General features: G+C 75.1%; 20 protein-coding genes. 14 read left to right on the top strand and 6 right to left on the bottom strand.

Annotated elements, in window-relative coordinates; translation table 11 throughout:
• Positions 1 to 47 precede the first annotated feature (47 nt).
• The gene (locus B1A86_RS11850) at positions 48 to 2,180 is read right to left on the bottom strand and encodes a TPM domain-containing protein (protein ID WP_063189530.1); all 2,133 of its coding nucleotides are present in this window, start codon (positions 2,178 to 2,180) and stop codon (positions 48 to 50) included.
• A gap of 258 nt (positions 2,181 to 2,438) precedes the next feature.
• Here B1A86_RS11850 and B1A86_RS07405 point away from each other — a divergent pair, with 258 nt between their 5' ends.
• Together B1A86_RS07405 and B1A86_RS07400 are read left to right on the top strand one after the other, a co-directional pair.
• Complete coding sequence (locus B1A86_RS07405; protein WP_061867013.1) at positions 2,439 to 3,719, top strand: S1C family serine protease; 1,281 nt, start codon at positions 2,439 to 2,441, stop codon at positions 3,717 to 3,719.
• Entirely contained in the window at positions 3,716 to 4,495 is a 780-nt protein-coding gene (locus B1A86_RS07400; RefSeq protein WP_061867174.1) for a PIG-L deacetylase family protein, read from the top strand. Before B1A86_RS07405 ends, B1A86_RS07400 begins: the two co-directional genes overlap by 4 nt.
• A 63-nt stretch (positions 4,496 to 4,558) precedes the next feature.
• Here B1A86_RS07400 and B1A86_RS07395 read toward each other — a convergent pair whose 3' ends face one another.
• From B1A86_RS07395 to folP, 5 genes are read right to left on the bottom strand one after another with little or no spacing between them, the layout of a single operon-like run.
• Positions 4,559 to 5,989, bottom strand: a complete 1,431-nt coding sequence (locus B1A86_RS07395) for an anti-sigma factor domain-containing protein (protein ID WP_063189528.1) — start codon at positions 5,987 to 5,989, stop codon at positions 4,559 to 4,561.
• Between the two features lie 7 nt (positions 5,990 to 5,996).
• A complete protein-coding gene (locus B1A86_RS07390; RefSeq protein ID WP_044659766.1) occupies positions 5,997 to 6,557 on the bottom strand; it encodes a tRNA (cytidine(34)-2'-O)-methyltransferase in 561 nt (186 codons plus the stop codon).
• A gap of 40 nt (positions 6,558 to 6,597) precedes the next feature.
• Positions 6,598 to 7,551: a J domain-containing protein gene (locus B1A86_RS07385; RefSeq protein ID WP_063189526.1), complete on the bottom strand. Its 954-nt coding sequence runs from the start codon at positions 7,549 to 7,551 to the stop codon at positions 6,598 to 6,600.
• The gene (locus tag B1A86_RS07380) at positions 7,548 to 8,339 is read right to left on the bottom strand and encodes a pyrimidine reductase family protein (protein WP_036315978.1); all 792 of its coding nucleotides are present in this window, start codon (positions 8,337 to 8,339) and stop codon (positions 7,548 to 7,550) included. The genes B1A86_RS07385 and B1A86_RS07380 overlap by 4 nt, the downstream gene beginning before the upstream one ends.
• Complete coding sequence (gene folP / locus B1A86_RS07375; protein ID WP_036315981.1) at positions 8,336 to 9,328, bottom strand: dihydropteroate synthase; 993 nt, start codon at positions 9,326 to 9,328, stop codon at positions 8,336 to 8,338. Before folP ends, B1A86_RS07380 begins: the two co-directional genes overlap by 4 nt.
• 65 nt (positions 9,329 to 9,393) lie before the next feature.
• On the opposite strand from folP, the gene B1A86_RS07370 reads away from it, so the two are divergent.
• The 12 genes from B1A86_RS07370 to secA all read left to right on the top strand — a co-directional run bounded on the left by B1A86_RS07370 (position 9,394) and on the right by secA (position 24,521).
• Positions 9,394 to 10,752, top strand: coding sequence for a TrkH family potassium uptake protein (locus tag B1A86_RS07370; protein ID WP_162833775.1), 1,359 nt, complete (start codon positions 9,394 to 9,396; stop codon positions 10,750 to 10,752).
• On the top strand, positions 10,745 to 11,434 hold the full coding sequence (locus B1A86_RS07365) for a TrkA family potassium uptake protein (RefSeq protein ID WP_036315984.1): 690 nt from the start codon (positions 10,745 to 10,747) through the stop codon (positions 11,432 to 11,434). The genes B1A86_RS07370 and B1A86_RS07365 overlap by 8 nt, the downstream gene beginning before the upstream one ends.
• Before the next feature lie 37 nt (positions 11,435 to 11,471).
• Complete coding sequence (locus B1A86_RS07360; RefSeq protein WP_078025574.1) at positions 11,472 to 12,674, top strand: cysteine desulfurase family protein; 1,203 nt, start codon at positions 11,472 to 11,474, stop codon at positions 12,672 to 12,674.
• 39 nt (positions 12,675 to 12,713) lie between these two features.
• Entirely contained in the window at positions 12,714 to 13,850 is a 1,137-nt protein-coding gene (mnmA, locus tag B1A86_RS07355) for a tRNA 2-thiouridine(34) synthase MnmA (protein ID WP_069942006.1), read from the top strand.
• Positions 13,851 to 13,859: 9 nt separating this feature from the next.
• On the top strand, positions 13,860 to 14,249 hold the full coding sequence (locus B1A86_RS07350; protein ID WP_060974202.1) for a chorismate mutase: 390 nt from the start codon (positions 13,860 to 13,862) through the stop codon (positions 14,247 to 14,249).
• Complete coding sequence (locus B1A86_RS07345; protein WP_078025575.1) at positions 14,242 to 15,357, top strand: hypothetical protein; 1,116 nt, start codon at positions 14,242 to 14,244, stop codon at positions 15,355 to 15,357. The genes B1A86_RS07350 and B1A86_RS07345 overlap by 8 nt, the downstream gene beginning before the upstream one ends.
• 152 nt (positions 15,358 to 15,509) lie before the next feature.
• Positions 15,510 to 16,190, top strand: coding sequence for an MtrAB system response regulator MtrA (gene mtrA / locus B1A86_RS07340; RefSeq protein WP_061867002.1), 681 nt, complete (start codon positions 15,510 to 15,512; stop codon positions 16,188 to 16,190).
• A 4-nt stretch (positions 16,191 to 16,194) separates the two neighbouring features.
• Positions 16,195 to 18,135, top strand: a complete 1,941-nt coding sequence (gene mtrB / locus B1A86_RS07335; protein ID WP_078025576.1) for an MtrAB system histidine kinase MtrB — start codon at positions 16,195 to 16,197, stop codon at positions 18,133 to 18,135.
• Entirely contained in the window at positions 18,132 to 19,877 is a 1,746-nt protein-coding gene (locus B1A86_RS07330) for an LpqB family beta-propeller domain-containing protein (protein ID WP_061873068.1), read from the top strand. The genes mtrB and B1A86_RS07330 overlap by 4 nt, the downstream gene beginning before the upstream one ends.
• A 109-nt stretch (positions 19,878 to 19,986) precedes the next feature.
• On the top strand, positions 19,987 to 20,784 hold the full coding sequence (locus B1A86_RS07325; protein ID WP_061873067.1) for a ComF family protein: 798 nt from the start codon (positions 19,987 to 19,989) through the stop codon (positions 20,782 to 20,784).
• 149 nt (positions 20,785 to 20,933) lie between these two features.
• Positions 20,934 to 21,611 (top strand): ribosome hibernation-promoting factor, HPF/YfiA family, encoded by a 678-nt coding sequence (hpf, locus tag B1A86_RS07320; protein ID WP_061873066.1) that lies wholly within the window; start codon positions 20,934 to 20,936, stop codon positions 21,609 to 21,611.
• 174 nt (positions 21,612 to 21,785) lie between these two features.
• Positions 21,786 to 24,521, top strand: a complete 2,736-nt coding sequence (gene secA, locus B1A86_RS07315; protein WP_061873065.1) for a preprotein translocase subunit SecA — start codon at positions 21,786 to 21,788, stop codon at positions 24,519 to 24,521.
• Positions 24,522 to 24,539 lie beyond the last annotated feature (18 nt).

Below are 24,539 nucleotides of genomic sequence, written 5' to 3'. Positions count from 1 at the left end.
TGCGGGCCGGGCCGGCGCCCGAGGCGCCGGAGTTCATGGGGCGGCGGTCAGAAGCCGCCGCCGGAGATGTCGCCGAAGTCGCCGCCGCCGAGGCCGCCGCCGTCGAACCCGCCGAAGCCGCCGCCGCCCCAGCTGTCACCGTGGCCGCTGTTCAGGATCGAGTTCATCAGGATGCCGCCGAGCAGCGCGCCGCCGAGGCCACCGCCGAAGCTGCCGCCCACTCCGGCGCGCGGGCGCGTGCCGTACCTGCTGCCCATGCCTGGGCCGTAGCCGAAGCCCTCGACGTCCGCGCGGGCCAGCTCGCTCGCGCGCTCGGCCAGCTGGGAGGCGCGCTGCGCCTGCTGGAGGGCGGCCACGGGGTCGGTGCGGCCGAGGCTGATCGCCGAACGCAGCGTGTGGTCGGCCTCCGCGAGCCGGGTCCGGGCCTCCGAGCCCACGGCACCGCGTCGGGCGCCGATGAAGTCGGCCGTGCCGTCGATCTGCGCCTGTGCCTGGGCGATCGTGGAGGTGAGCACCTGGGAGGCCTGGCGGGCCTGCTCGCGAGCGTCGCGGACGCCGGCAAGGGGGGTGTTGAGCTGGCGGTGCGCGGCCTCGAGCTGGTGGAGCAGCTCCAGGGGATCCGGGCGGCCGGCCGCGAGGGCCTGGCGCACAGCGTTCACGGCGGTCTTCATCCCCGCCACCGGGCCGGCCAGCTCGGGGTGCGATCCGTTGGCCACGAGCGCTTCGGCCTCGGCCACGTCCTGCTCGGACTGGGCGAGGCCCGTCTGCAGGTTGCCCAGCATGGCCCGCAGGGACCCTTCGGCCTTGCCGACCGCCTCGGTGAGCGTGTCCACCTGGCTGAGCGCCTCCTCGGCGGCACGCACGGCCAGCGCCGCCGTGGAGCGGTCCTGGGCTTCCCACGCGCTCCGCGACTTCGCGAGGGCGGTCTCCACGAACTCGAGCCTCTCCCGGGCCTGCGCCGCGTTGTCCGCGACCTCGGCGAGGGCGGACTCCGCGTACTGGCCGTGCAGCGCGGTGATCGCCGACTCGGAGTCCTGCACCCGGGACCGGGCCTCGGGCAGGCGGGCTTCGAGACGCTCGAGGGCCTCGGGCACCTGGTTCTCGAGGTCGCGCAGGGAGTCGAACTCCTTCTTGTGCGCCGCCAGGGACGCACCCACGGCCTCGCTGCGCTGGATGATCTCCTTGAGCCAGGCGCGCTGCTCGGCCTCGGTGTCCGGGATCTCGTCGTCGAGCTGGTGCTGGAGCTGGAACGAGGCCCGCATGTGCTCCTTGGCCTGGTCGATGTCCTGGCGGAACGTCGCCACGGACTTCTCCCCGTAGGACGCCTCGGCGAAGCCCAGCTCCTGTTCCGAGGAGCGGATGGCGTCGTCCGCGGCCACGAGCTTCGAGCCGGCCTGGGTGCGCAGCTGCTCCACGCTGAGCTCGTCGAGGGGGTCGCGGCGGGCCTCCTCGGTGCGGCCCCGTTCGACGGCGCCACCCTGCGTGCGCCTCCGGCTGCGGGCCACGAGCACGCCGCCGCCCACGGCCGCGGCCACCGCACCTGCGCCGAGGACCGCCGTCAGGGCCCCACCGCCGTCGGAGGCGCCCTGGGCCGTGCTCCCGCCGCCCGTGGTGCCGGCCGGCAGGGCGCCGGCCGGATCGTACTCGGCCCCGCTGGCCCCCGTGCCGTCGAGCGTGCCGTCGGCGGCGTCGTCGAGCCCCTGCACCGCGGCGATGCCCACCGCGAGCCATTCCGCCGAGCCGGGGTCCGTGCCGATCTTGGACAGCTGCGGGCCCACGTAGGTGCGCGTCACCTGGTTCTGCAGGTTCGCGTCCCCGCCGCTGTCCAGCCCATAGGCGCGCTCCTCGACCGCGATCGCCAGGACCGAGTCGTTCGTCCCGAGCCCGCGCTGGCGCGCCACGTCCTGGGCCAGCGTCTGGGCGTCCGTGCTGAACTCATCCACGTAGACGACGTACAGCCCCTGCCCGGTGTCCCGGCGTAGGTCCTGGATCTCCTGGGTCAGGCGCTGCTCATCCGAGGTCGAGAGCACACCGGCCTCGTCCACCACGTACACGCCCGGCGGCACCGCCACGGCCTGCGCGGTGGGTGCCGCCACCAGGAGGCCCAGACCTCCCAGGCCCGCGGCGGTCACGGCACGCGCCAGACGGCCGACATCGGCGGGGCGGGTGAGCACGGTCATGTGGGGTCTCCTTCGACGGCGGAGGCGAGCCGCCGCACCGGGCGGACCCGCCGGATCCTGGGGTTGAGTGTAGGGCGGCGTGGGAATCGGGCACCAGGGATCCGGCGCGGCCGGAACCGTGGGAGGAGCGGACGTTCGGCCGACCTCTAGGCGGCGTTCAGTCATGCACGCTAGCGTGGACGTGCCCCGGGGCGCGCGTCCGCAAGACGACGGGCGTCCGTGTCGACCGCCCGGGGCCCGACCCGAAGCGAGGACCCCGTGGACCAGACCGCCGCCCCCACCCAGCCCCCCGTGCCGACGGCCCGCACCGTCGCGCGTCCCCGGCCCCAGTCCCGCGCCCGTGCCGGGGCGGGCCTGCTCGCCGCGGCCGTGCTCATGGTGGGGCTCTCCGGTTGCGCGGTCGCGGAGGACGGCGGCGAGGCCGCGTCCGAGGCCGCGAGCTCCTCGTCCTCGCAGGCGACGGACACCTCGGCCGAGGCCGGGGGACAGCCCGTGGCGGACACCGCCGTGGGGGACGCCGCGAGGACCGCGCTGCCCTCCGTGGTGACCATCTCCGCGACGTCGAGCTCCGCCTCCGGTTCCGGGTCCGGGTCGATCCTGGACACGGAGGGGCACATCCTCACGAACACCCACGTGGTCACCCTCGGCGGCCAGGCCAACGACGCCGAGCTGACGGTGCGCACCTCGGACGGGGAGGTCTACGCTGCCACCGTCGTGGGCACCGACCCGCTGTCCGACCTGGCCGTCATCAAGATCGACGCCCCGGACCTCACCCCCATCCAGATCGGCCGGTCCGGGGATTTGAAGGTCGGGGACGAGGCCGTCGCCATCGGCGCCCCCCTGGGCCTGCCGAACACCGTGACCGACGGGATCATCTCCACCCTGGACCGGACCATCGCGGTGGCGTCCTCCGAGGCGCCCGAGCCGCAGGGCGAGAGCTCCGGCTCGTCCTCCGGCTCCGACCAGTACCGTTTCCAGCTGCCGGGCACCCCGCAGGGCACCCGGGGCGAGGTGTACATCAACGTGCTGCAGACCGACGCGGCCATCAACCCCGGCAACTCCGGAGGCGCGCTCGTCGACGCCGAGGGTCGCCTGGTGGGCGTGAACGTCGCGATCGCCTCGGCCGGCCAGGACCCGAGCGAGGCGGGCAACATCGGGGTCGGCTTCGCCATCCCCGTGGACTACGCCCAGCGGGTCGCGCAGGACCTGATCGACCACGGCAAGGCCACGCATGCCATGCTCGGCGTGAGCGTCACCCCGGAGCCCGCCGAGGTGCAGGGCGGCGGCGAGAACGCTCAGACCGTGTTCAGCGACGGCGCCCGCGTCCAGCAGGTCGTGGGAGGGTCGGCGGCCGACGCGGCCGGGCTGAAGGAGGGCGACGTGATCACCGCCGTCGGCGACCGCGCGGTGATCGACTCCGAGTCCCTCACCGCCGTCGTCCGCGAGTACCGCGTGGGAGACTCGGTGGACGTCACCTACCTCCGCGACGGCGCGGAGCAGAAGACCGAGGTGACGTTCACGGAGGACACCCAATCCTGACCACCACACTCACCACCCCCGCTGAGCTCGCCGCCCACCACGGCTGGCGCCGGGTCTTGGCCGTCGGCGCCCATCCGGACGACCTCGACTTCGGGGCCGCCGCCACCCTGGCCGGATTCAGCGCGGCCGGGCTGCACATCGAGCTGTGCATCGTGACGGACGGGGACGCCGGCGGCTTCGACTCGGAGGGTGCCGAGGCGATGACCGCCCGCCGGCACGCCGAACAGCGCGCGGCCGCCGCCGTCGTCGGTGCCGCCGAGGTCCACTTCCTCGGCGAGCGCGACGGACACCTCGAGCCGGACCACGGCGTGCGCCGCAAGCTCGTGGCCCTGATGCGCCGCGTCCGCCCGGACGTCGTCCTCAGCACTCACCCCGAGCGGGACTGGGAGCGGATGCAGGCCGCACACCCGGACCACCTCGCCTGCGGCGAGGCCGTGGTGCGCGCCGCGTACCCGGCGGTCGAGAACCCGTACGCGTACCCGGAGCTCGCGGCGGAGGGGCTGGAGGCGTTCAAGATCCGGAACCTGCTGCTGTACGCCGCCCCCGCCGCACGCCGGAACACGGTCGTGGACGTCACGGGCCTGGCGGAGCAGAAGCTGCGCGCCCTCGACGCCCACCTCTCCCAGCACCCGGACGTCGACGCGATGCGGCGGCACGTGCTCGCCCAGATGGCCGAGCACCACCGGCACGCCGCCGGCCCGGCCGCCGGGCCGGGCCACGCCGAGGCGTTCCACCTGGTCACGGTCAACGGCCCGGGCACCATCGCCGGGTTCTGAACCGTGCCCGCAGGGGAGGGCCGACGACGGGACGCGTCGTCGGCCCTCCCCCTGCGGGACCTCTCAGTTGGTGCTCGGTCGCCCGCCGTAGCGCGGGCCGGTCTGCGCGGTGGGGTCGAGGTCCACGCCGACGATGGGCTCCGACGTCGGCACCTCCGATCCCGAGCTGGGCTCCACGGAGATGCCCATCGCCGCGAAGCGGTCCAGCCCCCGGAAGGTGACGGGCTCGCCGAAGCCGTTGGCGTCGTACGTGCCGAGGGAGGCCGGGGCCGTGCCGTCCGAGGGGTAGAGCCACAGCTGGTAGGACTGACCCTCCGGCAGCTGGGGCATCCCGCTGATCGTCAGGTAGCCGCTGTTCTGCTCCCGGGACAGGAACGCCTGGACCGTGCCGCCGTCCTGGGCCGGGTACTCCGAGGTCGTGAACAGGTCCTTCGACTGGTCGATGCGGTGCACGATGCCCGGTCGCGTGAACTGGCTCCACACCGTCCACCCGCCGATGCCGAGCACGAGGGCCGCGAGCAGCAGGAGGGCGGTCACCTTGAGCCAGCGCAGGCGGTCCCGCGGCGGGCCGGCGGGGGTGGACTCGTCGCCGATCAGGTCCATGCCCACGTCCTGGGCGGGCAGGCGACGCAGGACCTCGTCGAGCAGGGCCGACGGCGGCTCGGCCGTCACGGACCGGAACGCCCAGGCCACCGCCTGGCGCGCCCCGTCCACCCGGGAGCGCCACCGGGCCAGCTCGCCGCCCCGCCGCTGCACGGCGGAGAAGGCCGCGGTGTGCCCGGCCGTGTCGAGGGCGTGCACAGCCGAGAGGTCGGCCAGCTCGAGTGCGCGGCCGGCGTCCACGTCCTCGCGCACGTCCGCGCCGAGGGCCGGGCCGGTCGCCGGGGCCGGCGCGGACGGCCGGGCGGCGTCCTGGGTGATGTCGCGGCGGGCCGCGACGACCTGCCGGACGCCGTCGCGCAGGAGGGTGCGGGCCCGGTCGGCCGGCAGATCCAGCCGATCGGCGACCTCCCGGTCCGTGCAGCCGCCCAGCCAGGCCAGCCGCACGGCCTCGAACGCGTCCGGGTCCACCCGGTCCATGAGGTCCTCCGGCAGCGCGGCGGGGCCGGCCGGGCCGGGACGACGCCCACGTTCCGCCGCGGAGCCGCCGGCGCGGCGCAGCGAGGTCATCACGCGGTGGGCGAGGACCTCGAGCCACGTGAACACCTGGCGTTCGCGGTGGGTCGCGTCGTCCTGCTCGCTCAGGTCGAGGCCGGCCTCGGACGCCTCCTCCCATGCCGTCAGGTAGGTGCGGACCGTGGCCGCGGCGGCGTCGTCGCCGGGGCCGAACATCGCTTCGGCCAGGCCGTGCACCCACGGGACCGTGGCGTCGTAGAACGCGGAGAACGCGGCCCGGTCACCCTCGGCGCTGCGGCGCAGGAGGGTGTCCAGGGCGGGCTGGCCGGCGTCATCGGGGCGGTCGGCGTGGGGCTCGGACGCGTCAGGAGTCTGCATGGTGGCCTCAGTCTAGGGAATCGGGGCGGGCAGCGGACCCGGCGAAGTCGTGCTGGCGCCAGGCCTCGTACACGGCGATGGAGACGGCGTTCGCCAGGTTCAGGGACCGACGGGCCGGCTGCATGGGCAGGCAGACGGTCTCGGTGACCCGCGGATCGGTCAGCACCTCCTCGGGCAGGCCGGTGGACTCGCGGCCGAAGAGCAGCACGTCGCCGGGCCGGTAGGCGACCCGGTCGTGCCGCACGGACCCGCGCGCGGTGAAGGCCAGCACACGGGCGGGGGCGAGGGCCGCGAGCGCAGCGTCGAGGTCCGGGTGCACCGTCACCACCGCGAGGTCGTGGTAGTCCAGGCCGGCGCGGCGCAGGTGGGCGTCCTCGAACCCGAAGCCCAGCGGCTCCACGAGGTGCAGCTCGGCCCCCGTGAGGGCGGCGAGCCGGATCGCGTTGCCGGTGTTGCCGGGGATCTCCGGGGTGAGCAGCAGGATCCGGAAGCCGGGGGTGCCGGGCGCCGGGGCGCGGTCGGCGCCCTCGTGCGGGTTCGGTCGGGGTGGGGTGGGGGAGTCGGGCACGCGCCCAGCCTAGTGGGGCGCCGCCGGGCGGGGACGTGCCTCAGTGGAGCCGGCCGACCAGCGCGCCGAGCGCGCGCCGGTCCACGAGATCCGGGTCCGTGCCGGTGCCCAGGAAGAGCGCGACCTCGCGCGCGAACGCGATCCCGGGCGCGGGCGGGGCGGTGAGCAGGTCGGCCTGCGCCTCCGGCGCGTCGGCGCCGCGCGTGTGGCGGATCACGGGGGCGTGCCGCGCGTCGCGGTCCGTCATCACGTGCACGAATCCGCCGACGGTGACCTGGGGCAGGGCCTGCTGCCACGCCATCATCGCGGGGCCGAGCAGCGGCGGGGCCACGGGGCGGCCCCGGGAGCGCAGGTCCGCCCCGTCCCAGGTGTAGGTCCCCTCCGGGACCATGACGGAGCCGATCAGCGCCAGGCGGTGGCCGCACAGCACCGCGTGGTCCACGTCGAGGTGCCGTCCCCAGCGCCCGCCCAGCCGCAGCCCGGTCAGGACCCGGGCGGCCGGGAGCGCGTCCGCCACGTGGCGCAGCAGCACGTCGAGGGTGCGGGCCTGCCGCAGCACCCGGTGCTCGTCCGGCAGGATCCCGCGCGGCCGCGGCGCCCCGTGGACGCGTTGGCTCGATCGCGGCAGGTCCAGCACGGTCGGGTCCGCCTCCGCCTCGCCGGGCGGGGGCTCGTAGCGCACGGGGCGGGCGGCACGTCCGCCGGGTCCGGACCGTCCCGACGGTCTCGCCCGCCCTGATCCGGCCGTCGCGCGGGGGCCGCGGGGACCGACGTCCGGGCCGGGCAGCGAGAGGTCGTATCGGCGCCGGGCCTCGGCGTCGCCGAGGAGGTCCCACGCCCGCGTCACGGCCCGGAAGGCGGCGGGGTCGCCGCCGACGTCGGGGTGCGCGGCCCGGGCCGCGCGGCGGTAGGCCCGCCGGACCTCCTCGGCGGTCGCGTCGCGGGGCACGCCCAGGACCTCGTAGGCGGTGCGGTGCTCCTCGGCCGCGCTCACGGCGTGGGGTCCGGGCCGGGGGAGGCGTGCCGCTCGTGGTGCAGGCGCAGGAACAGCATGCCGTCGTCGTGGAGCACCTGGACCAGCTGCAGCCGGGCGGGGAGGCCGGGGCCGTCCTCGCCGGTCAGGACGCGGCCGGCGGCGGGTCCGGCCAGCAGCGGCGCCACGGTGAGGTGCACCTCGTCCACGAGGCCGGCCGCCGCGAGGCTGCCGAACAGGCGCGGTCCGCCCTCGCAGTGGACGACGCGGGCGCCGCGCGCGTGCAGGGTCGCCACCACGGTCTGGGGGTCCACGTGCTCCTCGCCGACCGCCAGCACGTCCGCGCGCGCGGCCAGCGCCGCCGCCCGCTCCGGCTCGGCCGCGAGGGCGGCCCGGGACGTCAGGATCCAGGGGCGCACCGGGGCGGCCGTGAAGAACGCGGACGCCGGGTCCAGGTCCAGGCTGCCGCTGACCACGGCCACGGGCGGGTCCGCGGGCCCGCCGGCCTCCGCGCGTCGACGCCGGTCCTCCTCGGACAGCAGCGCACCCTCGTAGCCCTCGGCCCGGATGGTCCCGGCCCCCACGAGCACGACGTCGGCGTCGTGCCGGGACAGCGAGAGCAGCCGCTGGTCCGCGGGGGAACCGAGCCCGCCCGCACGGCCGTCCAGGGTGGCCGCGCCGTCGGCGGAGGCGATGAACACGACGCGGACCCAGGGTCCGGGGCCGGTGTCCTCAGCCGCCGGGGCCGCGAGGGCGGTGCGGAGGGCGTCGTCGTCCAGGCCGGGGCCGGTCTCGGTCAGCCGTCTCATGCCCGCCCCCCGCGGTGGGCGCGGTGTCCGGCCAGGGTGCTGCGGTCCGGCGGCGGGTTCTCCGCGCCCATGTTGTGGACCAGGCGCGCCGGCTGACGCCACCCGAACACGCACTCGAGCATGCGGGCCGCCGAGACGGAGGCGTCGGCGTCGTGCATGCGCAGGATCCGGGCGCCGCCGTACACGCAGGCCGCGGCCGCGGCCAGCGAGCCGGGCAGGCGCTCGTGCCGGTGCCGGTCCAGGCTCTCGCCGATGAAGTCCTTGTTCGAGACCGCGGCCAGCACGGGCAGCCCCAGGGTGGCGATCTCGTCCAGCCGCCGCGTGATCTCGAGGGTGTGCCGGGTGTTCTTGTTCAGATCGTGGCCGGGGTCCACGATGATCCTCTCCTCGGGGACGCCGAGCGCCACGGCCCGGTCGACGGTGCGCCGCAGGTGGTCGCGGACCTCCCTGACGACGTCGCCGTAGGTCGGCCGGGGGACCACGGCCCGGGGTCCGCGCACGTGGGCGAGGGAGTGGGTGACCACGAGGTGCGCGCCCGCGGCGGCCACCACCCGGCCCAGGTCCGCGTGGAACAGTCCCGTGGTGTCGTTGACGACGTCCGCCCCCGCCGCCAGGGCCGCCTCGGCCACGGCCGGCTGGAACGTGTCCGCCGAGAGGATCAGCCGGCGCGATGCCTCGGACGACCCGGCCCCGTCCCCGCTCCGCAGGGCCGCGATCAGGGGGACCACCCGCGCCGCCTCCTCGGTCGGGTCGAGCTCCGCCCCGGGCGCGAACGGCACGCCGCCGACGTCGACCCACTCGGCTCCGGCGTCCGCCGCGGCGTGGGCCTGGGCGAGGGCGTCCTCCAGGACGGCGCCGGCGCCGTCGTCGTAGAAGGAGTCCGGGGTGCGGTTGACCACGGCCATCGTGACGATCCGGCGGCGGAAGTCGATCTCGTGGTGGGCGAACCGGTGCACCGGGTGGACGAGCGGGACGGAGGGGGTCGGCACCCGGCCATTCAACCACCGGCGCCGCACGGTGACAGTGCGCCCCGGAAGGACTATGTTTCCCTCCCGTGACATTTACCTCGTCGCCGCGGGTCGGCCCGCGTCGGCCCCGCATCCGTCCGACCCAGCTCGTGGTCGGGTCCTTCCTCGTCGCCATCGTGACGGGCACCGGCGCACTGCTGCTGCCCGCCTCGTATCAGGGCCGCGCGCCCACCCCGCTGGAGGCCGCGTTCACGGCGACCAGCGCCACCACGGTGACGGGCCTCGGCGTCGTGGACACCCAGACGTTCTGGACACCCCTGGGTCAGCTCGTGATCCTCACGCTCATCAAGCTCGGTGGCCTGGGCGTCATGACGTTCACGTCGCTGCTGGGGCTGGTGATCCTCCGGCGGCTCGGCCTCACCCAGCGCCTCGACGCCGCGGCCTCCACCCGGGCCGAGGGGATCGGGGACCTGCCCCGGGTGCTGCGGGCCCTGATCCTGTACTCCACGGCCGTCGAGGCCTCGGTGGCGCTGCTGCTGAGCCTGCGCTTCTGGCTGGGCGCGGGAATGTCCCCGGGCCAGGCACTGTGGCAGGGGGTCTTCCACGCGGTCTCCGCATTCAACAACGCCGGGTTCGCGCTGTTCAGCGACAACCTCATGGGCTTCGTCTCGGACCCGTTCATCTGCCTGCCGATCGCGGCGGCGATCATCTTGGGCGGCCTGGGCCTGCCGGTCGTGCTGACCCTGCGGCGAGACCTGCGCCGACCCGAGCGGTGGAACCTCACGGTCCGGCTCGTGCTCGTGGGCACCGCGGTGCTGCTGGTGGGCGGCACGCTCATGTACCTCGTCCTCGAGTGGTCCAACCCGCGGACCCTGGGCGGTCTGGACCCGGCCTCGCGCGTGCTCGCGGCGTTCTTCCAGTCCGTCACGACCCGCACCGCCGGCTTCAACACCCTGGACTACGGGCAGATGCACCCCGTGACGCTCTTCGCCACCGACGTGCTCATGTTCATCGGCGGCGGCCCCGCCGGCACCGCCTCGGGCGTGAAGATCACGACGGCGAGCGTCCTGCTGTTCATCGTGCTCGCGGAGATCCGGGGGGAGGGCGCCGTCCATGCGTTCGGCCGCCGGCTCTCCCGGACCACGCACCGCGAGGCGATCACCGTGATCATGCTCTCCGCGACCGCGATCGCCGTCGCCACGATGGCGCTCATGGGCCTGTCCTCGTTCACGACCGACCAGATCCTGTTCGAGTGCGTGTCCGCGTTCAGCACGGTGGGCCTGTCCACCGGCATCACCGCCCAGCTGCCGCCGGCCGCGCAGGGCATCCTGATGCTCCTCATGTTCGTCGGCCGCATCGGCCCCGCCACCGTCGCCGGCAGCCTGGCCCTGACCGACCGCACCCGCCACTTCGAGTACCCGAAGGAGAGACCCCTCATTGGCTGATCTCACCCGTTCCCTGTTCGCCCCCCGCCGGGGCGACCGCCCCACCGTGGCCGTCCTCGGGCTCGGCCGGTTCGGCTCCGGGGTCGCCCGCGAGCTCATGGAGTCCGACTGCCACGTGCTGGGGGTCGACGCCGATGCCGAGGCCGTCCAGGCGCTCAACGGCCGGCTGACCCACGTCGTCCGCGCGGACAGCACGGACGAGGAGGCGATGCGCCAGCTCTCGGTCCACGAGATGGACCACGTCGTCGTCGCCATCGGCGGCGACCTCGCGGACTCGATCCTCACCGTCTCGCTGATGCGGCGGTTCGGGACGCACCAGCTCTGGGCCAAGGCCAATGACGACCGCCACGGCGAGATCCTGCGTCAGCTCGGCGTGGAGCACGTGGTCCACCCGGAGCGGGACATGGGCCGCCGCGTGGCGCACCTGGTCAGCACGTCCTTCCAGGACTTCGTCGAGGTCGAGCCGGGCCTGGCCATGGTCCGGGCCACGCCGCCGTCGCGCCTGCTGGGCAGGGACCTGCGAGCCACCGGGCTCGCGGGGGAGCGGGGCATGCGCGTGGTCGCCGTCCGCAGCCGCGGCACGTGGCTCTACCCGCCGAGTCACTACGTGCTCGAGCCCGAGGACACGATCCTCCTGGTGGGCCCGACCCGCGACGTCGAGCGGTTCCTCGCCCGGGACTGAGCCGGGGCACATCCGGCGCGGCTCCTAGACTGGCCGGGTGACCACCCCGGACCGCGTGCACCTGGACCACGCCGCCACCACGACGGTGCGCCCCACCGCGCTCGCGGCCCTGGCCGAGGCGGCCGCGCTGCCCGGCAACCCGGCCTCCCTCCACGCCTCCGGCCGCCGGGCCAAGCTGCGCCTCGAGGAGGCGCGGGAGCGCATCGCCGCGGCGCTCGGGGCGCACCCCACCGAGGTGATCCTCACGTCCGGGGGCACCGAGGCGGACAACCTCGCCATCCAGGGGCTGTACCGGGCCCGCCGCGCGGCCGCTCCGGAGCGCACCCGGATCGTGCTGACCGGCATCGAGCACCACGCGGTCCTCGACGTGGTGGACTGGCTCGCCGCGCACGAGGGCGCCGAGCCGGTGCTCGTCCCGGTCGACGACGACGGGCGGGTCGACCTCGCCGCATGGGGGGCCGCGCTGGCGACCGCGCCCGAGCGGACCGCCCTGGCCACGCTGATGTGGGCCAACAACGAGATCGGCACGGTCCAGCCCGTGGCCGAGGCCGCCCGGCTTGCGGCCGACCACGGGGTCCCGTTGCACACCGACGCCGTCCAGGCCCTCGGGGCGGTGCCCGTGGACTTCGCCGCGTCCGGGGCCGCGACCCTGGCCGTCTCGGGGCACAAGGTCGGCGCCCCCGTGGGTGTCGGCGCCCTGCTCGTGCGCCGGGACGTCACGCTGGAGGCCGTGGTGCACGGCGGCGGCCAGGAACGCCGCCTGCGCTCGGGCACGGTCTCGGTGGCCCTGGCCGCCGCGCTGGCGGCCGCCGTGGCGGAGGCCGTCGCGGAGCAGCCCGCCGAGGCCGCCCGCCTGGGCGGGCTGCGGGACGAGGTGATCGCCGCCGTCGACGCCCTGGACGGGGTGCGCCTGACCGGGCCGCGAGACCTCGACCCGGCGACGGGGCAGGCGCTGTCGCCGGGGACGCGCCGACTGCCCGGCAACGTCCACATCACCGTGCCGGGCCGGACGGCGGACGCGCTGCTGTTCTCCTTCGACATGGCCGGGCTGGACACCTCGTCCGGGTCGGCGTGCACCGCCGGGGTGGCCGAGCCGTCGCACGTGGTCGCGGCCCTGCCGGGGCGGACGGAGGCCGACGCGCGGGCCACCCAGCGGTTCACCCTCGGCCGGACGACGACACCGGCCGAGGCGGCCGCGCTCATCGACGCGCTGCGGACACTGCTGGGGCCGGGCGTCTAGACTGGACCGCCCGTCCGTCGTCGAGAGAGGAGCCCGCCCGTGAAGGTCCTGGCCGCCATGTCCGGGGGAGTCGACTCCGCCGTCGCCGCGGCGCGTGCCGTGGACGCCGGGCACGACGTCGTCGGCGTCCACCTGGCCCTGTCCCGCATGCCCGGCACCCTGCGCACCGGCTCGCGCGGCTGCTGCACCATCGAGGACGCCTCGGACGCGTGGCGCGCGTGCGAGCGGCTCGGCATCCCCTTCTACACGTGGGACTTCTCCGAGCGGTTCGCGGAGGACGTCGTGGACGACTTCGTGGCCGAGTACGAGGCCGGCCGCACGCCCAACCCGTGCATGCGCTGCAACGAGCGCATCAAGTTCGCGGCGCTGCTCGAGCGCGCCCTCGAGCTGGGCTTCGACGCCGTCTGCACCGGCCACTACGCCGCCGTGCGGCCCGGTCCGGACGGCTCGCTGGAGCTGCACCGCGCCGCGGACGACGCGAAGGACCAGTCCTACGTGCTCGGTGTGCTGACCGCGGATCAGCTCGCGCACTGCCTCTTCCCGCTCGCGGACACGCCGTCCAAGGAGCTCGTGCGCGCCGAGGCGGCCGAGCGCGGCCTGTCCGTGGCGGCGAAGCCGGACTCCCACGACATCTGCTTCATCCCCGACGGCGACACCCGCGGCTGGCTCGCCGAGCGCATCGACCTGGCCCCCGGCCCCATCGTCGACCCGGAGGGGCAGGAGCTCGGCACCCACGCGGGCGCCCAGGCGTTCACGGTCGGCCAGCGCAAGGGCCTGGCCATCGGCCGTCCCGCGCCCGACGGCAAGCCCCGGTTCGTGCTCGAGGTGCGGCCGAAGGAGAACACCGTGGTCGTCGGCGGGCGCGAGCTGCTCGACGTCGACCGCATCACCGGCATCCGCCCGTCCTGGGCCGGCGCCCCGGTGCCCGAAGCCCGCACGGGCGCCTGGTTCGACTGTGCGCTGCAGTTCCGGGCCCACGGCGAGATCGTCGAGGCCCGCGCCCGCCAGCGCGCGGACGCGGCGGGGCATCCGGGGTGGGAGATCGAGCCGGGGCGCCCCCTGCGCGGCGTGGCTCCCGGTCAGACGGCCGTCCTGTACCGGGGCACCCGCGTGCTCGGCCAGGCCACCATCGACACCGCCCGCAATGCCCGGCTGTCCGCCCCCGCGGATGCGTAGGCTTCGGCCATGAGCCCGGACTACGACCCCCACGCCAGCTCGCTGCCCGGCACCGCGGACCCGGCGGTCCTCGACGAGCTCTTCGCGATCCGCGGCAGCATCGACAACATCGACGCCTCGCTCGTCTACCTGCTGGCCGAGCGGTTCAAGTTCACGCAGCGGGTCGGCGCGCTCAAGGCCCGGCACGACCTGCCGCCCTCGGACCCCGGGCGTGAGGCCGCCCAGATCGCGCGGCTGCACCGACTCGCGCTCGAGGCGGACCTCGAGCCCGCGTTCGCCGAGAAGTTCCTGAACTTCATCATCGCCGAGGTCATCCGCCACCACCGCGCGCTGGCGGCCGAGGGCCGGCCGGACGCCGAGGCGGAGCCGGGGGAGAGCCCCGGGGACGCGGATGACTGAGGCCGCCCACGACGACGGCGCCACCGGCCCCGTCGCCCTCGGCGGCACGCCGTGGCGCGGCACCGACGTCGCCGAGGCGCAGCGCGTCACGCTCGGCGAACTCGGCGCGGACCACTGGCCGGTACTCCCCGAGCTGCCCGATCGCGGACCCGGCGCCGACGCCACCGGCCGCTCGGCCGCCCTCCTGCAGCAGCTGGCCGTCGACCTGCAGCCGCACGGCTGGCGGGTCAGCCCGCCCGGGGCCGCCGGCTCCGGCCGAGACCGACGCCGGGCCGTCTCCCTCTGGCGCGAGGACGCGCACCGCTGGGCGGACACCGCGGGGGCCGAGGGCGCCGTCGTCGAACGTCTGGCCGTGCGGGTGCGCGGCCCGCTCAGCCTGCTCGCCTGCCTCTGGCTGCCCGGGGGAGAGCGCGTGCTCGGCGACCACGGCGCGCGCCGCGACGTCGCCGAGTCCTATCTCGAGGGACTGCAGGACGCCCTGCCCCGCCTCCGGAGGGCCACCGGCGCGGGACGCCTCGGCGTCGTCGTCGACGAGCCGTGGGCGGCGGCCGTCCTCGCCGGGACCCTGCCCACCGCGAGCGGGTACCGCACCGTCCGGTCGCTGCCGCGCGAGGAGGCCCGCGGGCTGTGGCGCGCCGCCCTCGACGGGCTCACCGCCCTGCCCGACGTCGCCCGGGTGTGGCTCGCACCGGGCCGCCGCGCCGCCTCCCCAGGGGCCGAGCTGCCCGGGCCCGCCGCGCTGTCAACGCTGACGGGAGAGTCCCTGCCCAGGCCCGACGCAGCCGCGGACGCGCCCGCCCCGGCCCCGGTCTCCCTCGTGGTGGGCGTGGGCGCCCTCGACGACGGCGCGGACGGCACGCCCGGCACCCGCGAGGCGTGGGAGGCGGCGGCCGGCTGGGCCGACATCGGGCGCGGGCTGACCCTGGCCCCCGAACCGGGCGTGCGCCCGGTCGAGGTCGTCCGCACGTGGGAACGGCTGGGGGTGGACCCCGGACGCGTGGGCGACGTCGGCCTCACGGCGGCGGGGCTGCACGACCCGGTCGTGCTCCACACTCTGCGGCGGGACGCGGAGGAGCTGACCGCACGGCTCGCCGAGCTGCGCGGCTGAGCCGGCGCCCCGACGGACCGGGACGACCTCCGGCGTCGTCGGCCGTGGACGGGCCCGCCCGGCGGGTATCATCGGGCTGATCCTGAAAATTTCCTGTGCCCGGGGCCGGTCCCGCCTGCGGCGCCGGGGGGAGCGCTGACGAGGAGGTCAGGATGGGCAAGGCCAAGATCCTGGTGGTGGACGACGACGAGGCGCTGGCCGAGATGATCGGCATCGTCCTGCGCAACGACGGCTTCGAGCCGGCGTTCGCCGCGGACGGCACCTCCGCACTGCCCGCGTTCCACCGCGAGCGTCCCGATCTCGTGCTGCTGGACCTCATGCTCCCCGGCATCGACGGCATCGAGGTCTGCAGGCTCATCCGAGACGAGTCGGACGTGCCGATCGTGATGCTCACGGCCAAGTCGGACACGGCGGACGTCGTGCGCGGCCTCGAGTCGGGTGCGGACGACTACGTGCCCAAGCCGTTCAAGCCGGCCGAGCTCGTGGCCCGCGTCCGGGCCCGCCTGCGTGAGGGGGAGGCCAAGCCGGCGGAGGTCCTGCACATCGGGGACCTCGAGATCGACGTGGCGGGCCACGAGGTCACCCGCGGCGGCGTCGGCATCGCCCTCACCCCGCTGGAGTTCGACCTCCTCGTGGCCCTCGCCCGGCGGCCGCGCCACGTCTTCACCCGCGAGATGCTGCTGGAGGAGGTCTGGGGGTACCGGCACCAGGCCGACACCCGGCTCGTGAACGTCCACGTCCAGCGCCTGCGCTCGAAGGTCGAGCCGGATCCCGAGAACCCGTGCGTCGTGCTGACCGTCCGCGGCGTCGGGTACAAGGCCGGCCAGGGCTGAGGGCATGACGGTGTCCGGCCCGGGTCTGAGCGCGGCCCCGGCGGCCGAGCCCGGCGCCGAGCCGGTCGAGCCCGCCGCCGGCCGCCCACGGTCGTGGGTCCCCGGCCCCGCGTGGCGTGCGCTGCGCCGCCGGTGGCGTCGGTCCCTGCGGCTGCGCACGGCGGTGCTCGCGGCCCTGCTCTCGATCCTCGCGGGCCTCGTGGTCGCCGCGTTCCTGACGCAGCAGATCACCCAGGCCCTCTTCGAGGCCCGCTACGAGCAGGTCCAGGCCGAGGCCCGCCGTGGCCTGAGTCAGGTGCGCGAGACGTTCGCGCAGACCACCGCCACGGACGCGCAGAGCACGGACGTGCTGGTGACCCAGACCCTGCGTGCCCTCGAGGGGGACTCGGGCACGACGATCCGCCGCCGCTACCACCTCGCCCCGCTGCCGGGCTCCGAGTCCGCGTACGTGGGGACGATCTCCTCCGCCGGTCTCGATCCCGCGGTGATCCCCCAGGAGCTGCAGGACGCGGTCGCCTCCGGGCCGGGCGTGTACGACGCGAGCGTGGCGCTGCCGGACCCCGGCGGCGGCACCCGGCCCGGCCTCGTGTTCGGCGCCCAGGTGGTGCTGCCCCCGGGTGCCACCTACGGGCTCTACCTCGTCTACGACCTCGCGGACGTCCAGAGCTCGCTGGACTCGGTGCTCGGGGTGCTGCTGGTGTTCGGCGTCGGATTCCTGGTGATCAACGTGCTGGTCTCGTGGTGGGTCTCGCGGCGTGTGACCCTGCCCGTGCAGCAGGCGGCCCGGGCGGCCGAGTCCCTCTCGAGCGGCAACCTGGCCGTGCGGATGCCGGTCGACGGTGAGGACGAGATGGCCCGCCTGGGCATGTCCTTCAACCGGATGGCGGACAGCATCCAGGACCAGATCGGCCAGCTCGCCCAGCTGTCCCAGATGCAGCAGCGGTTCGTCTCGGACGTCTCCCATGAGCTGCGCACGCCGCTGACGACCGTGCGGATGGCGGCCGACGTGCTGTACGGCTCGCGCGAGGACTTCGACCCGGTCAACCGACGCTCGACCGAGCTGCTCTACCACCAGGTCGATCGCTTCCAGGCCATGCTCGCGGACCTGCTGGAGATCACCCGGTTCGACGCCGGCGCCGCCACCCCAGCCCTCGAGGCCACGGACATGCTCGAGCTGGCCCGCGACGTCGTGCTCACCTCTCAGCCGTTGGCCGATCAGAGCGGCGTGCCCGTGTACGTGGTGCCCATGGACCGGGACCGCGCCGACGGCCACGTCGCCTGGGTCGACCCGCGGCGGATCGAACGGATCCTGCGCAACCTGGTGAACAACGCGATCGAGCACGCCGAGGGCCGGCCGGTGGACGTGCTCGTGGCGGCCGACGAGGAGGCCGTCACGTTCGCCGTCGTGGACCACGGCATCGGCATGAGCCCCGAGCAGGTGCAGCGCGTGTTCGACCGGTTCTGGCGGGCCGACCCCTCACGCAAGCGCACCACCGGCGGGTCCGGACTGGGTCTGGCGATCGCCACCGAGGACACCCGGCTGCACGGCGGCCGGCTCGAGGCGTGGGGCGAGCTGGGGGAGGGGTCCACGTTCATGGTGACCCTGCCGCGGGCGCCGCGCCCGGCCGCGCAGGGCGCGGAGGCCCCGGAACCGATCGGCCGCTCCGTGCTGCCCATCCCGCCCCGCTACAGCACGGCGGACCGCCGGTACGCCGATGACCTGTCCCGACCCGTCCCGCAGGAGGCGGACGCCGACGCCGACGCCGTCGGCAGGGTCGCGGACGTCGCCGCCACGGCCGCGGACGCCCCGCCGTGCGCGCGCCAGGACGAGCAGGCCCTGACCGCACCGACCCGGCCGGTGCGCAGGGTCCCTCCGGGGGATCCCGCCGACGGGCCGGCCGCCGGGGACCGGACCGGCGAGGATGCGGCAGAGGAGGCCCGATGACCACCGTGGATCCGCAGCCGCCCCGCCCGCCGCGTGTCGCCGTCGTCGCGGTGATCGTCGCCCTGGTGCTCGCCCTCAGCGGCTGCACCCAGATCCCCCAGAGCTCCGAAGTGCGCAGCGCCGACCCGGTCGACGGGGCCAGCGCGGCCGCCGACGCGCCGCAGTTCCATCCGCCGGGACCCGCCGAGTCGGACACGGCGGAGGAGGCCATCCGGGGCTTCCTGCTCGCGGGCACGAGCCCGCAGGACGACTACGCGGTGGCGCGCGAGTTCCTCGACGGCCCCGCGGCCACCCAGTGGACGCCCGGGCAGCGCACCCTCGTGTACTCGGCGGAGCCGCGCATCACCCGGGGCGACGGCGACGGGGACTACCAGATCCAGGTCGAGGTCGACTCGGAGATCGACGAGTACGGCCTGCGGACCGTCGCGCCGCCGGGGACCACACGGGCCTGGGCGGTCACCGTGCAGGAACGGCCCCAGGGCATGCGGATCACGTCCACGGAGAACGGCACGCTGCTCTCCCAGGCGCAGTTCGGACAGCTGTTCGCGCCGCACGAGCTCGCCTTCTACGACACCGCGAAGCGCTATATCGTGCCGGACGTGCGGTGGTTCGTCAATCGGGGCACCACCGTGACCGCGGTGACGCGAGCGCTGCTGCGCGGGCCGGCACCGTATCTGGCCGGGGCGGTGGAGACGGCCTTCCCGCTGCGCACCGGCACCGACCTGGCCGCGCCCACGGTGCCCGTCGACGACGACGGCGTGGCCCACGTCGACCTCACCCAGGCGGCCGCCGAGGGGGCCGACGCCGAGCGGCGGCACCGCATGCGGGAGCAGCTGGAGCTGACCCTGAGGGGCCTCCAGTCGGTCAAGGAGGTCGAGGTGACCGTCGCCGGTGCCCAGCTGTCCACGTCGGGAGACGACGGCCCCGCCCCGGTCCAGACCGACCCCGCCGTCAGATCGGTCCAGGTGGGCATCGACGCGGCGACGGGCGGACTCGTGTACGTGCAGGGGAGCAGCGTCACGCCGGTGGGCGGCGCTCCGGACGTCACCGCGCTCGATCCGGTCCGCCCGACGATGTCCGGCGACCGCAGCCGATTCGCGTTCGTCACCGGTGACCGGACGGCGGTCCACGTCGCCGGCACGGACGGCTCCCTGCGGGAGGTGCTGCGCGGCACCGGGCTTACCGTCCCGTCGCTGGACCTCCTGGGCTGGGTGTGGGCGGCCGACCGGGGCACGACCTCGCGGATCCGCGCCGTCTCGGCCCAGCCCGGCGGGCAGGAGCGCATCGTGACGGCCACCTGGCTGCGCCCCGGCGAGCGGATCGTCGACCTGCGGTTGGCCCGGAGCGGGGCCCGGGCCGCGATGCTCGTCGACGACGGCCAGCGGACCACCCTGCGCGTGTCCGGCGTCGTGCGCGGCTCGGACGGGGTGCCGAACGCCCTGACCGAGCCGATCCTGCTGCCCTCCTCCGGCTCCGAGGACTCGGTGGAGTGGGCCGGAGACACGAACCTGCTCGTCTCGGCGTACGCCGAGAAGCCCGACGAGCGCGTGGTGCCGCGGATCGTCTCGATCGACGGCACCGTCCGGGAGCTCAACCCGCTGGGCGGTCTGCGGGGGATCTCCGCCGGTGACGACGGCGCCTACTACGCGGAGACGGAGGAGCTCGTGTTCCTGCTGGTGGGCTCCTCGTGGCGGGCGCAGGAGCTCGACCGCGGGGTGCGCGACCTCTCGTTCCCCGACTGAGCCGAGCCCGCGCCCGCCGCCCCGTCGTCCACTCCTGCACAGCCGCCCCGGCCCGCACAGCGGCTCGCCCCGGCGCCCGGACGGCGGCGGCGTGCGGTGGACTCGTTGCATGCGTTCCCCGCCGTCCTCCCCGTCCCCGCCGTCGGTGTTCGGCACCCTCGGTCGGGCCCTGGCCGACCTGGTCCTGCCCGCCGAGTGCGCGGTGTGCGCGGCGCCGGGCCACCGGCTCTGCCCGGCCTGCGCGGAGGGACTGACCGCCGTCCTGTCCCGGCCCTTCCGGGCGGAGCAGGACGCCCCGGCCTTACCCTTGGGCCCCGGCGGCGCTCCCCTGCCGGTGATGGCGGCCGGGCGCTACGCAGACCCGCTGGCGGCCGCCGTGCTCGCGTTCAAGGACCATCACGCGCTGCACCTGCGCGGCGTGCTGGGCGAGGCCCTCTGCCGGGCCGTCGCCGCGGCGCGCCTCGAGCCGGACCTGCCCGGGGCGCGGCACGCCCTGCTCGTCCCGGTCCCGGGCGGCGCGGTCGGATTCCGACGGCGCGGCTACGACCCGCTCGCCGAGCTCACCCGGGCGCTGCCGGCGCCGTGGCTGGTCTCCGACGCCGTCCGTGCGCGCCTGCTGCCCCGCGCGAGCACGCTCCGGGGCGGCGGCCCGTCCCACGCGGGCGCCGGGGCGGGCCAGCGCCGCCGGCGGGCCCGGGACTGGCGCGTCGCCGCCGGGCGGCTGCCGGCCGGCGCGCCCGTCCTGCTCGTGGACGACGTCCTCACCACCGGCGCCACCCTCGCCGCGCTCGCGGAGGCGGTGCGCCGCGCCGGCGGGCACCCCGTCGGGGCCGTCGTGCTCGCGGCCGTGGCCCCGCCGCGGGACCCCGCCGAGCCTGGCCCCCGGCCAGGCCCCCGGGTAGGGTGAACGGCACGGAATCGCCCCTACGGTTCCCGTCCTGCCGACGGCTGGAAGGAGGTCGCACCCTCGGACCCGCCGCCGCCCTGCGGACGCGACACCGAGGCGCACCTCCCCTCCCGAGGCCGGACCCGTGAGAGTCGGACCAGGAGGACGCCATGACCATGGATGTCAGCTACATCGCCCGCAACCTCAGGCTCCCGGAGAGCTTCCGCGACCACGTCGTCGAGCGCACCGAGCGCCTCCAGCCGCTCGCCGAGGGCGCCGACACGCTCGAGGTCCGCGTGACGAAGTCCTCCCACCACAAGCACTCGGACGAGACGGTCCGCGTGGAACTGACGGTCCGTGGCCCGCGGGACGTCGTGCGGGCCGAGGCCGACGCGGACGACAAGCTGGTCGCCTTCGACCAGGCCGCCACCCGACTGGCCGAGCGCCTGCGGCGCCTGCGCGACCGCCGCAAGGACCGCCGTCACGGCAAGCTCGGCGCCTCCCGCGGCGCGGGCGAGGTCGGATTCGTGCCGCCGCTGCCGCCGTCGGGTGCCGCGCTGGCCGCGGAGGAGGCCGCCGAGCAGGACGCCCCCGAGGTGGGCACCCCGGTGCGCATCCGCCAGAAGGCGTTCCCCGCGACCCCCATGAGCGTGGACGAGGCCGTCGACGCGATGGAGCTGGTGGGCCATGACTTCTTCCTCTTCCAGAACGCCGAGACCGGCGTGCCCTCCGTGGTCTACCGCCGCCGGGGCTGGAGCTACGGCGTGATCCGCCTGGACGAGTCCCTCCCGCAGGATCACGTCTCCGCCTCCGAGGGGGAGCGGGCCTACCAGGCGCGCGAGGACTGACCGCCCCGCCGACGTCGACCACGACCTGCTGACGCCGCGGCGCCCGTCCCCTCCGGGACGGGCGCCGCGGCCCGTCCGGACTCGGCCCGTACACTGTCCCGGAGACCGCGCCACGGCCGAGCGCGAGGGGCATCCCGTCCCGCCCCGGCCACACCGCAAGGGAGCAGAGAACCAGTGCCTTCGATCATCGACCGCGTCCTGAAGATCTCGGACAACCGCGTCCTCAAGCGCATGCAGGCCACGGTGGACGCCGTGAACCTCCTCGAGGACGACTTCCGGGCGCTCAGCGATGCGGAGCTGCGTGCCGAGACGGACACGCTCCGGGCCCGGCATGCGGACGGCGAGTCGTTGGACCTGCTCCTGCCGGAGGCGTTCGCCGCGGTCCGGGAGGCCGCGGGACGCACGCTCGGCCAGCGGCACTACGACGTCCAGCTGCTCGGCGGCATCGCGCTGCACCAGGGCAACATCGCGGAGATGAAGACCGGCGAGGGCAAGACCCTCGTGGCCACCGCCCCGGCCTACCTCAACGCGCTGTCCGGCAGGGGCGTGCACGTGGTGACGGTCAACGACTTCCTCGCCTCCTACCAGGCCGACCTCATGGGCCGCGTGTTCCGCTTCCTCGGCATGCAGACGGGCGTCATCGTGGCGGGCCAGACCCCGGCCGTACGCCGCGAGCAGTACGCCGCGGACATCACCTACGGCACGAACAACGAGTTCGGCTTCGACTTCCTCCGGGACAACATGGCCTGGTCCCTCGACGAGCTCGTGCAGCGTGAGCACCACTACGCGATCGTCGACGAGGTGGACTCGATCCTCATCGACGAGGCCCGCACCCCGCTGATCATCTCCGGCCCCGCCCAGGGAGAGGCCAACCGGTGGTACGGCGAGTTCGCCCGGCTGGTGCGCCGCCTCGAGGCGGACACGGACTACGAGGTGGACCACAAGAAGCGCACCGTCGGCATCCTCGGCCCCGGCATCGAGAAGGTCGAGGACCACCTCGGCATCACGAACCTGTACGAGACGCAGAACACCACGCTCATCCAGTTCCTGAACAACGCGGTCAAGGCCAAGGAGCTGTTCAAGCGGGACAAGGACTACGTGGTCCTCGACGGCGAGGTGCAGATCGTCGACGAGCACACGGGCCGCGTGCTCAAGGGACGCCGCTACAACGAGGGGCTCCACCAGGCCATCGAGGCCAAGGAGGGCGTCGAGGTCAAGCCCGAGAACCAGACGCTGGCCACGGTGACCCTGCAGAACTACTTCCGCGGCTACGAGAAGCTCGCCGGCATGACGGGCACCGCCGAGACGGAGGCCGCCGAGTTCACGTCGACCTACGGCCTCGGCGTCGTCGTGATCCCGCCGAACCGGGAGCGACAGCGCGTGGACCGCAACGACGTGGTGTACAAGAACGAGAAGGTCAAGTTCGACGCCGTCGTCGACGACATCGCCGAGCGGCACGCGAAGGGCCAACCGGTCCTGGTGGGCACCACCTCGGTGGAGAAGTCCGAGTACCTCTCCACGCTGCTGGCCAAGCGCGGCGTCCGCCACGAGGTCCTGAACGCGAAGAACCACGCCCGCGAGGCCGCCATCGTGGCGCAGGCCGGCCGCCCGGGCGCCGTCACCGTGGCCACCAACATGGCCGGCCGCGGCACCGACATCATGCTCGGCGGCAACGCCGAGTTCACGGCGGTGGCCCGCATGCAGGAGCTGGGCCTCGACGCCGCCGAGGACCCGGAGGCGTACGAGGCCCGCTGGCCCGAGGTGCTGGCGCAGGCCGAGGCCGCCGTGGAGGACGCGCACCGCGCGGTCATCGAGGCCGGCGGCCTGTACGTGGTGGGCACCGAGCGCCACGACTCGCGCCGCATCGACAACCAGCTGCGCGGTCGTTCCGGCCGTCAGGGCGACCCGGGCGAGTCCCGGTTCTACCTCTCCCTCACGGACGAGCTCATGCGCAACTTCAACCCGGGCGTGGCCCAGCGGATCATGAACAGCCCGTCGATCCCGGACGACATGGCGCTCGAGTTCGGCTTCGTCTCGAAGGCGATCCAGAACGCGCAGGCGCAGGTCGAGGGGCGCAACGCCGAGCAGCGCAAGAACGTGCTCAAGTACGACGACGTGATGAACCGCCAGCGCGAGGCCATCTACACGGACCGCCGTTCCATCCTCGAGGGGGAGGACCTGCAGGACCGGGTGCGCCGCTTCGTGGAGGACGCCGTCGGGAACATCGTGGACGCGGCCACCGAGGAGGGCCACGCCACCGACTGGGACCTCGACCAGCTGTGGCGGGACCTGGCAGAGCTCTACCCCGTGGGCATCTCGCAGGAGGACGTCCTCGACGAGGTCGGCGGCCGGGGCCGGCTCAAGGCCGAGGTCCTCAAGCGCGAACTCGTCTCCGATGCGCTCCTGGCGTACGAGGACCGGGAGGCGCAGGTGGGGTCCGAGGCGCTGCGGGAGGCGGAGCGTCGCGTGGTGCTCGCCACCATCGGGCGCCGCTGGCAGGAGCATCTCTACGAGATGGACTACCTCAAGGAGGGCATCGGGCTGCGCGCGATGGCCCAGCGCGAGCCCCTCGTGGAGTACCAGCGCGAGGGCTACACGATGTTCCAGAACATGCTCGCCGCCATCCGCGAGGACGCCGTGCGCACGCTGTTCCAGGCGCAGATCAGTGCGGCCCCCGCGTCGACGTCGCTGCCCGGCGTCCAGGACGCCCGCGCCGTGACGATGGCCCCGCAGATCTCCGTGGAGGGCATCGACGCCCCGCAGCAGCCGGCGCAGCTGCGTTTCACCGGTCCGTCCGAGGACGGGCAGAGCGCGGTCACCCGCAGCGGCACGGACTCCGGCGCCACGGTCGCGGCGGGCACGAACCGCCGCTCCCGCCGTCAGGCGGAGCGCCGCGGCCGCCGCGGCTGACCGGCATCCTGCCACGAC

The sequence above is a fragment of the Micrococcus sp. KBS0714 genome (assembly GCF_002008305.4).
Lineage (GTDB): Bacteria > Actinomycetota > Actinomycetes > Actinomycetales > Micrococcaceae > Micrococcus > Micrococcus luteus.
The sequence above is the reverse complement of the archived record's forward strand: the minus strand, read 5'-3'. Positions and strand labels throughout refer to the sequence as shown.

What these genes read in the sequence shown, in the direction of transcription:
- B1A86_RS07330 (WP_061873068.1), top strand. Translation starts at nt 18,132, where the DNA reads ATGACCACCGTGGATCCGCAGCCGCCCCGCCCGCCGCGTGTCGCCGTC.
- B1A86_RS07350 (WP_060974202.1), top strand. Translation starts at nt 13,860, where the DNA reads ATGAGCCCGGACTACGACCCCCACGCCAGCTCGCTGCCCGGCACCGCG.
- B1A86_RS07325 (WP_061873067.1), top strand. Translation starts at nt 19,987, where the DNA reads ATGCGTTCCCCGCCGTCCTCCCCGTCCCCGCCGTCGGTGTTCGGCACC.
- mtrA (WP_061867002.1), top strand. Translation starts at nt 15,510, where the DNA reads ATGGGCAAGGCCAAGATCCTGGTGGTGGACGACGACGAGGCGCTGGCC.
- B1A86_RS07395 (WP_063189528.1), bottom strand. Translation starts at nt 5,989, where the DNA reads ATGCAGACTCCTGACGCGTCCGAGCCCCACGCCGACCGCCCCGATGAC.
- B1A86_RS11850 (WP_063189530.1), bottom strand. Translation starts at nt 2,180, where the DNA reads ATGACCGTGCTCACCCGCCCCGCCGATGTCGGCCGTCTGGCGCGTGCC.
- B1A86_RS07380 (WP_036315978.1), bottom strand. Translation starts at nt 8,339, where the DNA reads ATGAGACGGCTGACCGAGACCGGCCCCGGCCTGGACGACGACGCCCTC.
- hpf (WP_061873066.1), top strand. Translation starts at nt 20,934, where the DNA reads ATGACCATGGATGTCAGCTACATCGCCCGCAACCTCAGGCTCCCGGAG.
- B1A86_RS07345 (WP_078025575.1), top strand. Translation starts at nt 14,242, where the DNA reads ATGACTGAGGCCGCCCACGACGACGGCGCCACCGGCCCCGTCGCCCTC.
- mtrB (WP_078025576.1), top strand. Translation starts at nt 16,195, where the DNA reads ATGACGGTGTCCGGCCCGGGTCTGAGCGCGGCCCCGGCGGCCGAGCCC.